This window comes from Moorena sp. SIO3H5 (assembly GCF_010692395.1).
Classification (GTDB): domain Bacteria; phylum Cyanobacteriota; class Cyanobacteriia; order Cyanobacteriales; family Coleofasciculaceae; genus Moorena.
The window spans coordinates 1-9,410 of the sequence record NZ_JAAHHS010000309.1; the positions used below are offsets into that span (position 1 = coordinate 1).

Consider the following 9,410-nt stretch of genomic DNA (forward strand, 5'->3'; position numbering starts at 1 on the left):
GTCTGGAGTTGAACCAGCATGGTGATAGAAGTTTAGATGACGAGGTTTTTATTCCTCATGTCTTGTCATCATGGGGCTTTTCGGCTAATGGTTAATAACCACCTTATAGCCCCCAGGTCGCACCCATATACCGGACATAGAAGCAGCCCAACTCGGCCATGCAGTCATCTAAAGGCTTCAAAAATAGAGCACCCATCAGGGGAGATAACGGACACCCCAAAGAAATCCCCTGGGTAATATCAATAAATTCACCCCCATCCGAAACATAGCGACGCAGATAACCCCATAACAAACGTAAAACAGCATCATCCTGTATGTATTTCCCCACAATATTCATCAAAATCCCATGATTGATGCTGGCATAATATCCCTTCACATCAGTGCGAAAGACAAAAGGATACTCCTCAACATTAGCCGCAACCTCTCGCACCGCCCCCTTCAACCCACCATTCCCAGCTAAGTGAAAACACCGTGGCGAAAGGACCGGTTTCAAGTGTTCGGTCAAAACAATAGTCATGGCCTTTAACACCAAAGCATCCACAGACGACCACCATTCGATTGACTTCTCCTCACCTCGAATCAAGCGCAACTCCCGAAATTGAAAATTGCCCGCAAGTATTTGCGCCTGTAGAATGGGCTTTTTCTCATGCCACCATCGTCTGAGCTGCCAGACATCGGCATTAGGATGATAATGTTGGCGTTTTTTACACAACCATTGATAAGCAGTATTGATAACCTCGTCGGAGGCTATTTTTTCGAGAAGAGTGGACATAGATGTAAAAGTCGTGGGCTTTGTCGCCAACTTTCGGACAAGTGTATTATGAAGCAGCTTCATCGTGAGTGATGAAAGCGTAGATTATCTCTACTCAATTGATCGAGCTTGGTCACTCCCATCAATTTCATATCACGCTCAATCTCAGTGCGCATATTACCTAAAACACGCTCAACTCCTGCTTGCCCAGCAGCAGCCAATGCAAAAAGATAGAATCGCCCACCTGAACATGCTTTAGCTCCAACAGATAGGGCTTTCAGCACATGGGTACCGCGCTGAATACCACCTTCGCAAATGACATCAATTTTATCCCCAACAGCATCACAAATTTCTGCGAGTTGATCGAAGGGGCTGCGGGAACCATCGAGCTGACGGCCACCGTGGTTAGAAACCATAATACCCGTACAACCAATATCAACAGCACGCTTGGCATCTTCCACACTCATTATCCCTTTCAGTGCAAACTGCCCATTCCACTGTGAGCAGAGTTTTTCAGCATCATTCCAATTCATGGATTGATCTAGCATCGTTGAGAAGTAATCGCCAACAGAGACTGCTAAATTCGTTCCCGCCGAGACATGACCAGACAAGTGGGGCATATCGAACTTTTCTTTTGTGAAAAAGTTCCAAGCCCATACTGGGTGAGTGGCAAAACTTATTAAGGAGTCAAGGGTTAATTTTGGTGGCGAAGTAAATCCTGTACGCAGATCCCGTTCGCGATTGCCACCAGTAATGGTATCGACGGTTAATGCCAACACATTAAAGTTCGCTGCTCGTGCGCGTTCAAGCAACGCATCATTCAAGCCACGGTCTTTATGGAAGTAGAACTGGAACATCTTGGGCGTGTTTGCTATTTCTGCGATTTCTTCAACGGTTACTGTCGCCAGTGAAGACACCCCAAACATTGTGCCATATTTTGCAGCAGCTCTCGCAACCGCACGCTCTCCTTCGTGATGAAAAAGGCGTTGCAATGCTGTCGGGGCACAGTAGATAGGCATGTCTAGTTTTTGCCCCATCACCTCAACTGACATATCCACATTTTCCACACCGACAAGCACGTTCGGAATAAGATCGCACTCTTCATAGGCTTGAGTATTCCGCCGATAGGTCTGTTCGTCATCGGCCGCTCCATCGATGTAATTAAAAATTGGTCCTGGTAGTCGGCGTTTCGCTAATTTTCGGAAATCCTGAAAATTGTGACAGTCATTCAATCTCATAAAATACCTCAGTGAGATTTATGTTTACTAGGCAGTCCATACTATTCCATTTTGAGAAGCATTCAACCTTCATCGTCAGTCTCTAGGGAATGAACCATTCCAAAATCACCAATTTATCGAGATCTCAGTTCTGACAGATTGTTGGAAGTTGTTCGTCTTGCCAAACACTAACTCCTGGTTGGAATTGATCCCAAGTCTTACGTACCAGGCGATTGCAACTCGCTACGGCATAGAGAGATCTGCTAACTTATGCTCAAGTTCAGCTAGGCTCATTTCTTGTTGTTTTAGGGCACCATTACACCGAAGGTTTAGTCTTTGACTCATGGCTTCCTGCTCACCCACAATGGCAATCAATGGAATTTTGCGTTTAGAGAGTTCACGAATTTTCTTACTGATTGTGCGGTCTTGGTTGTGAAGTTCTGCCCTAACCCCCAGTTGCCTGAGTCGAGAGAAAATTGTTTCTGCCCAGTCAGATGCTTTATCAGAAATAGAGGCGACTGCGACTTGTGTAGGGGCAGTCCAAACGGGTAGAACACCGTTGTGGTGCTCTAACAAAATGCCAATCCAGCGCTCTAGCGACCCCAAAATTGCCTGGTGTAGCATGACAGGACGCTCCAATTCTCCCAATTCATTCACAAAAGCTAGCTCAAACACTTGAGGAAGATTAAAATCGACTTGAATTGTGCCACACTGCCACGATCGCCCCAACTGATCTTGCAAACTAATTTCGAGCTTGGGACCATAGAATGCCCCTTCATTTGGAGCTAATTTATAACTATGCCCCAAGGATTGAACCGCTTTAACTAACACAGACTCAGCCCGATCCCAGAGACGGTCAGAGCCAAGCCGCTGCTCTGGTCTAAGGGAAATTTGTAGGGAAAATTGATCGTAGCCAAAAGCAGCATAAACCTGCTGCACCATATTGAGGAAATTACTAATTTCACTCTGCACATCAGATGCTCGGCAGAAGATATGGGCATCATCCTGGACAAATTGCCGCAGCCGCATACACCCCGATAATGTGCCAGACAGTTCGTTGCGATGGCAGATGCCAAACTCCATCAATCGCATGGGAGTTTCCCGATAGCTGCGCTTGCGGGACTGATAAATGGCAATATGGGCAGGGCAAGACATGGGCTTCAACGCATAGTCAGGACTGATAACGGATAGGGCTGATTCATCGTCTGTATCTGCCTCTACGCTGCCGACAACAAACATCCCCTGGCGAAATTTTTCCCAGTGCTTTGAGCGCTCCCATAGCGATCGGCTAAGGGCAATGGGCGATCGCACTTCTTCAAATCCATGCCCTTGATAAACTTGTCGCATCAAGTCTTCAATGCTGCGAAAAAGCCGCAGCCCCTGTGGGTGCCAAAACACCATTCCTGGACTATGCTCCTCAAAGTGAAACAAGTCCATATCCCTTGCAAGTTTACGGTGATCCGCCATTTTAATCTCTCCTGTTGTCTGAGTAATAAGGCAATAAAAAAACCTCCAAACTAGGCTTGGAGGGACAGATGAGTTGCATGTGCAATCAATCGTCACGTCCCTCCAGGCGTGATGGTAGTAGTAGTAGTGGTGGTAGTGGTGGTAGTAGTGTTTTTTGCAAGAAACATTGTCAGCAACATGAGCATTCCGTTTGACCTTTTGGATACAGGTTAAAAAAAATTACCCCCCAGAGTTTCGTCTGGAGGGCAACTAAAGTCGTAAGACTAGTTTCAATGCAGTGCCTTACAACCCTCCTATGTGGGTGGTGGTTATGGTTGTGCTAGTAAGGGCGAGTGCTGTTTTCATTGTGAGAAAAGCTTTGTTCTGATATATTCTCAATATAGCAATTCTTTAACAGGTGTCAAGTCCCCGAGAAAAGCCAATAATGTCTTCATTAGGCTAGCGGCAAAATGCAGCGGAGGCAAACTAACTTGAACGAGCGCACCAGCAGCTTTCATAGGTAAAGACACATTCTCATTATCCTCAAAATCCCTTAAATCTGATACGCCACCATCTCCTGCAGCAGAGCAATCATGGACTCGACAGCTTCCTCACAAAGTTTTTGGCCGTCTTCCTGTGTGGCGATGGTGGCGTCTCCTGTTGCGCCTTGGGGGTGTAGGTCTTCGGCCATCCAGGCTTGTTTGGCACCACAGCCATATAGCATCGGGTACTGCTGAGACTGTTCCAAAGATACAGGCACAAAGTTTTTAATCTCCCTATGGTTTACAAGGTCAGGGTGCAGATGCAGCATCAGGGCGGTCTCTTCCGCGCCGCCGTGCAGACCATGAGTGTACTCAGTGTCTTGGTACAGAGTTTTAGCTTTGTATGTCCACCAGTTCACGGGCACCACAAGGGCTTTGTAATGGGCGCGTAAATCTCTGGCAACAATGCGCGCAACGTCGGATTGTCCGCCATGGCTATTCAGCATCAACAGCTTGCGCACCGGGGTACGGAAAACGCTGGCAGCGATCTCACGCCACAATGCCATCACAGTCTCGGTAGATAACGATAACGTCCCATCAAAATTTTCATGCTCGATCGCCTTGCCAATAGGCAAAACGGGCAGGGCGATCGCAGTAATATCATCGGGGACCCGTTTCAGGATACCATGCAGTACGCCGCGTACCAGCATGGCATCAACGCCGACGGGCAGATGCGGGCCATGTTGTTCAATTGACCCCATTGTCATAATGGCAACTGTGCGCTGTGGATCGAGATCTTTGAAGGCAAAGGTATTAAGATTTTCCCAATGGTGAATGGGCATAGTTTCTCTTATGGTTTGGATAAAAAAGACTGTTGTAGATTTTATATGGTGTCGGCATTCAAGGCGCGGCCTTCCAAAGCCAATGACCGTAAATCATCGACCTCACGTTCAATGGGATCGACCATTGAATCCCTTTGTGGCATTCAATATTGACAAATAAAGGCGAATAATTTTTTGTGGTAGTTTCAAGCTACTTCAAAAAATCCCCTTTACCCTTTGCTCTTTGCCATTTTGACAAAGGAATAACTAGCTACTATAATTAGTTAATGTGGTTTATGTCAACCCTTGAAAGTTGTTCCTCTTGCCAATTGCCAACTCCTGGCTGGAATTCATCCCACGTCTTACAGACTTGCTCGTAGCATTGAGGTGGTGTGATGGGTAGGTTTTTCAAGTAAAAGAACGTTGCTCCATCGAAAGACTCCAGCAACAATACAACCTCTGTGGTTGGATCATAATTATCGACAACTTCCAAGATGTGAGCAGTCATAAAGTGATGGGGCAAAATTGCAGTGTCAGGAGTCGCTAACCAGGCATTCAGGAACGGTGCCAGGCGAGAACGTCCGACAAAATGGGTTTTGAATGATTCTCCGCCAACCCCCAATGTTGGAGAATTTGTGCTACAAACTATCGCGCCGCGCTCACAACTGAGATGACCAGCCCAAGCATTATAGCCAATGACCAGCAAATTACTGGCAATAAAATCTTGATGCCAATTCGATTTATCCTTTGTTTCACTCATTAGAGACCTATATTTTGAAAGCAAATCCAGTTGAAATTTAGCCTAAAGGAGCTATGCCCATGCCTAGAGAGTCGGTCAAGAAACCCGGTTTTTTCAAAAAACCGGGTTTCTGAGATACCAAAAAACGTGGTTTCTGAGAATACTTGACCGACTCTCTAGCAATTATCAAGAAAAATTAGAGGTCGCCTGGATTTCAGCGCGACCCCATTACTGATCGCTCTTACGCACTAAAATATCTAGCGACAGGATGATAGGTGACAAAAGCAGTAGTCGTTTGCTCTGGATAAAGCTGTTCGCTCTCATCTATCGATATCCCAATGCGATCGCATCCCAATAATTGCAACTGTGGCACTTGAGTGTAATGGATCAAGAGGATAGTTTTTGTTGTAGAGCTGAAACCTTTATGTGATGGTGCTTTCGCCAGCAGCAGTCACCAGTCGGATCGTCTCAAAGGGGTGTGATGTGGGTGTATGCGATCGCATCAGCTAGACCCAACACAAACCACCTAGGGTATAGCAACTCCTATTCCCGACTCCCGACTCCCGACTCCCGACTCCCGACTCCCGATTCCCGATTCCCGATTCCCGATTCTTTATTCCCTGTTCCCTGTTCCCTGTTCCCTGTTCCCTAAAATTATTAACCTATTCCAGCCAAATTGGCAAGACATAGAGAAGCTAACATCGGACAATAATAATCAAATGAAGCAATTACATGTTTCACCCAGACATCGACATCAACATCAACATCAACATCAACATCAACATCAACATCAACAACTGTTGAGCTGAAGAAGGAGAATTTTCCATGCAAATTGGAGACTTAGAAAATCTACAGGAGATAAATATAGATAAATTATCTTCTGTTGAAGGTGGCATGATAGCGATCGCACATAAACCGATCGCACATAAAATAAATTTGGCCGATATTAGTATTGCTCCCACAGAGTTAAAACGTCCTATTTATCCTTATTGTCCACCACCACCACCTCCACCCTGTTATCCCTATCCTAGACCTTTACCTGAGAAAGATATCAAGGCAGTTTCGATCAGTGCGTTAAAGATTTGTCCTGTTATTCTTTAATTTTTTATCTTGGGATAAAAGGTCAGCTATAGCAGAAGTCAGAAGTCAGAAGTCAGCTTATTTTATAGGCTGATAGCTGAATACTTACACTATGATCATGACTATACAAGTATACTTTATAAGTATAGTGTTATAGCATAGTGACCTTAACTTTCAAGTTAGCAATCATCAGTTAGTTTTCGGTGCTTTCCGCCCAATACAGGGATTTTCAGATAGTAACTAATTCGCTTCCCTTGCTAAGGATTTCCAGGGTGCATGTCAATTTTGTTAATCCCTGATTCAGATCCCCCTAAATCCCCCTTAATAAGGGGGACTTTTCAATCTAGTTCCCCCCTTTTTTAAGGGGGGTTAGGGGGGATCTATGTACCTAATTACAAAGTTGACATGCTCCCGATTTCCATTACTTGGCCTTAGCAGGGAGCGAATTTTTTTGTTATTAAAAATTATCCGATCAGCTATCAGCTAATACTTACTTTAAAAAAGCCAACTTGGCGACAACACTATAACATAATTGCATAAACTAATTATAGCATACCAAGATGAGAAATATTGAAATCTCATCTATTCATCAACTATATCAAGAAGGAGAAAAAATCAATGAAAATTGAGAACCTGGAAAATCTTCAGGAAATAAACACTGAGGAGTTGTCCTCACTCGAAGGTGGTCGGATGATCGCACATCCGGTGGACATCAGGGACATGATAGACATCAAAGAAATCGAAGATCTAAGGATTGATCCCCATCCAAGCCCAATGCCTGAGCCGAAGCCTTCTATTATTGCCAAGCCTGTTCCCCTACCTCGTCCCAACCCCTGTTATTATCCCTTGCCACCAAAATGTGGCCCTGTACGCCCCTATTGCTATGTACTCCTCTAATCTAGTCTTTTAATCTCGATTGAGGAGTACTTCCTGTTAAAGAATTTCCCCGACATAATTGACATTTCCTGACATCCTAGACTACAGTGATCAAGTAACAGATCAAACAGCTTCAGATGGATGGATCAGTCAATTACGTTCCTCCCCGAGTCGCCTCCAACAGGCTCGGGGTTAGTACCAAAACACTTGAACGATGGCTTGAGTCAGGTAAAATTCAAGGGATCAAAACTCCTGGGGGACAAAGAAGATACGACCTCAATTCAGTTGTCTCTATCCCATCAGAAAAAATTAGGACAGACCGATCTACTATCTTGTATGCCAGAGTTTCAAGCCGCTCTCAAAAGAACGATCTTGAACAACAAGTACAGTTTCTCCAGTCTCGTTATCCAGACGCAGAAATCATCTTTGACATCGGGAGCGGACTCAACTTTAAAAGAAAAGGTCTTCAAGCCTTACTGGACAGAGTTATCGGCGGTTCTTGCAAGTATGTTGTCGTTGCCCACAAAGATAGGCTTTGTCGCTTTGGGTTCGATCTTATCTCATGGCTGTGTTCTAAATTCCAAACCAAAATACTGGTTCTCGACGAAAAGAACCTCAGCCCAGAACAAGAAATGGTTGAAGATGTACTCGCGGTCATCCATGTCTTCAGTTGTCGATTGTATGGACTCAGGAAATATAAAAACAAAATCCTTGAAGACAACGACTTACCGAGTATATCCAAACAAGGATCTTGATAAAATCTGGAAGAAGTGGGTCGCCGCTGTCAGGAAAGTTTACAACATATCAATCGAGCAACTGAATAAGAACCAGGGTTATACAAAGGTAGGAAAGAAAGGAGGAAAACATGGCTTTAGAACTTGGTTAAAACAATCTGGGTTAATCCCTGAGTGGTGCAAAAGCCTAAATGTTTCTAAAATACTAGATAACGCTTCCATGGAAGCTTATACAGCTTGGAAGGGAACGGCTAAACAACCGAAGTTCATAGGTATTGGTAAAAAAAGAAAGTCCAATCCACAAGCTGGTCTAAAGTTAGCAAAGTTCCGTAGTGTAAGGGATCAAAAACAAACAATTCAGTTTGATCCAACAGCTTACAAAGGGGGAAGATGGATGGTCTCCACGACTAAACATTTACCGAAGCCTAAGTTTAAAGGTAATAATCACTGTATATTGACAGACGGTTCTACGGAACTGACTTACAACAAAGGAAGATGGTTCGCTCATTTTCCAGTTGAATTTACAACAGAGCCTACTCTTACCAGAAAAGTGGTAGCTTTAGACCCTGGCGTCAGAACATTCATGACAGGATTTGATGGAAATCAATTTCTTGAATTTGGAATTGATGACTTTCAGAGGATAGCCAAACTTTGCTCTCATTTAGACAAAATAAAAAGTAATCACGATCAGGCTAAGGGACACAAAAACAAGCATAAACGTTATCGACTAAAAGCGGCAATGGAAAGACTCAGAACTAAGATTAAAAATCTAAGAACTGAAATCCATAAACAAGTTGCCTCGTATTTAGCCAAAAACTATGACGTAATTATCTTGCCTACATTTGAGACTTCTCAGATGGTTGTAAAGAAAAAGCGTAAATTGAGGAGTAAAACGGCTAGGGCTATGATGACCTGGGCATTTTATCAGTTTTCGCAAATATTAGAACATCTGTGTAACCGGTATGGTTCCAGATTGGTGAGAATGACAGAAGAGTACACTTCAAAAACCTGTACAAAATGTGGACATATTCATAGAAAACTTGGTAGTTCTAAGAATTTCAAATGTCCAAAATGTAATTATGAAATCCATCGAGATTTCAATGGAGCCGTTGGGATATTCCTGTTCGCGTAGCGTCGGCTTTGCCGAAAGGCGATGTGGGATACCACCTTCCTCAACAATGTTGGGGATGTAGTACTCAGCGTATCTGACACCATAGACAGCAATGTCTATGATGTCATGGTTTGTCCGGGTTAAAAGTATCAG

11 protein-coding genes are annotated in these 9,410 nt (G+C 44.1%); 5 read left to right on the plus strand and 6 right to left on the minus strand.

What is annotated here, in order from left to right:
• Nucleotides 1-103 precede the first annotated feature (103 nt).
• The 6 genes from F6K52_RS26285 to F6K52_RS26310 form a co-directional block, all read right to left on the minus strand.
• The gene (locus F6K52_RS26285; protein ID WP_293085222.1) at nt 104-772 is read right to left on the minus strand and encodes a reverse transcriptase domain-containing protein; all 669 of its coding nucleotides are present in this window, start codon (nt 770-772) and stop codon (nt 104-106) included.
• A gap of 59 nt (nt 773-831) precedes the next feature.
• A complete protein-coding gene (locus F6K52_RS26290; protein WP_293085227.1) occupies nt 832-1,989 on the minus strand; it encodes an alpha-hydroxy acid oxidase in 1,158 nt (385 codons plus the stop codon).
• Nucleotides 1,990-2,211: 222 nt separating this feature from the next.
• The gene (thrS, locus tag F6K52_RS26295) at nt 2,212-3,531 is read right to left on the minus strand and encodes a threonine--tRNA ligase (protein WP_293085231.1); all 1,320 of its coding nucleotides are present in this window, start codon (nt 3,529-3,531) and stop codon (nt 2,212-2,214) included.
• Between the two features lie 436 nt (nt 3,532-3,967).
• Entirely contained in the window at nt 3,968-4,738 is a 771-nt protein-coding gene (locus F6K52_RS26300) for a creatininase family protein (protein WP_293085234.1), read from the minus strand.
• A 259-nt stretch (nt 4,739-4,997) separates the two neighbouring features.
• Nucleotides 4,998-5,477, minus strand: a complete 480-nt coding sequence (locus F6K52_RS26305; protein WP_293085237.1) for a hypothetical protein — start codon at nt 5,475-5,477, stop codon at nt 4,998-5,000.
• A 220-nt stretch (nt 5,478-5,697) separates the two neighbouring features.
• Nucleotides 5,698-5,847 (minus strand): vitamin B12 dependent-methionine synthase activation domain-containing protein, encoded by a 150-nt coding sequence (locus tag F6K52_RS26310; protein WP_293085240.1) that lies wholly within the window; start codon nt 5,845-5,847, stop codon nt 5,698-5,700.
• Between the two features lie 87 nt (nt 5,848-5,934).
• Here F6K52_RS26310 and F6K52_RS26315 point away from each other — a divergent pair, with 87 nt between their 5' ends.
• From F6K52_RS26315 to F6K52_RS26335, 5 genes are all read left to right on the plus strand, one after another.
• Nucleotides 5,935-6,108, plus strand: a complete 174-nt coding sequence (locus F6K52_RS26315; protein WP_293085255.1) for a hypothetical protein — start codon at nt 5,935-5,937, stop codon at nt 6,106-6,108.
• Nucleotides 6,109-6,281: 173 nt separating this feature from the next.
• Entirely contained in the window at nt 6,282-6,557 is a 276-nt protein-coding gene (locus F6K52_RS26320; protein WP_293085243.1) for a hypothetical protein, read from the plus strand.
• Between the two features lie 597 nt (nt 6,558-7,154).
• A complete protein-coding gene (locus F6K52_RS26325) occupies nt 7,155-7,433 on the plus strand; it encodes a hypothetical protein (RefSeq protein WP_293085246.1) in 279 nt (92 codons plus the stop codon).
• A gap of 116 nt (nt 7,434-7,549) precedes the next feature.
• Nucleotides 7,550-8,167: an IS607 family transposase gene (locus F6K52_RS26330; protein WP_293085249.1), complete on the plus strand. Its 618-nt coding sequence runs from the start codon at nt 7,550-7,552 to the stop codon at nt 8,165-8,167.
• Nucleotides 8,124-9,278 carry a transposase gene (locus F6K52_RS26335; RefSeq protein WP_293085252.1) on the plus strand — a complete coding sequence of 385 codons (1,155 nt, stop codon included), beginning with the start codon at nt 8,124-8,126 and terminating at the stop codon, nt 9,276-9,278. The genes F6K52_RS26330 and F6K52_RS26335 overlap by 44 nt, the downstream gene beginning before the upstream one ends.
• Nucleotides 9,279-9,410: the final 132 nt, after the last annotated feature.

Coding starts and splice junctions, on each gene's coding strand:
- F6K52_RS26285 (WP_293085222.1), bottom strand. CDS start 772: ATGTCCACTCTTCTCGAAAAAATAGCCTCCGACGAGGTTATCAATACT.
- F6K52_RS26290 (WP_293085227.1), bottom strand. CDS start 1,989: ATGAGATTGAATGACTGTCACAATTTTCAGGATTTCCGAAAATTAGCG.
- F6K52_RS26300 (WP_293085234.1), bottom strand. CDS start 4,738: ATGCCCATTCACCATTGGGAAAATCTTAATACCTTTGCCTTCAAAGAT.
- F6K52_RS26305 (WP_293085237.1), bottom strand. CDS start 5,477: ATGAGTGAAACAAAGGATAAATCGAATTGGCATCAAGATTTTATTGCC.
- F6K52_RS26320 (WP_293085243.1), top strand. CDS start 6,282: ATGCAAATTGGAGACTTAGAAAATCTACAGGAGATAAATATAGATAAA.
- F6K52_RS26325 (WP_293085246.1), top strand. CDS start 7,155: ATGAAAATTGAGAACCTGGAAAATCTTCAGGAAATAAACACTGAGGAG.
- F6K52_RS26330 (WP_293085249.1), top strand. CDS start 7,550: ATGGATGGATCAGTCAATTACGTTCCTCCCCGAGTCGCCTCCAACAGG.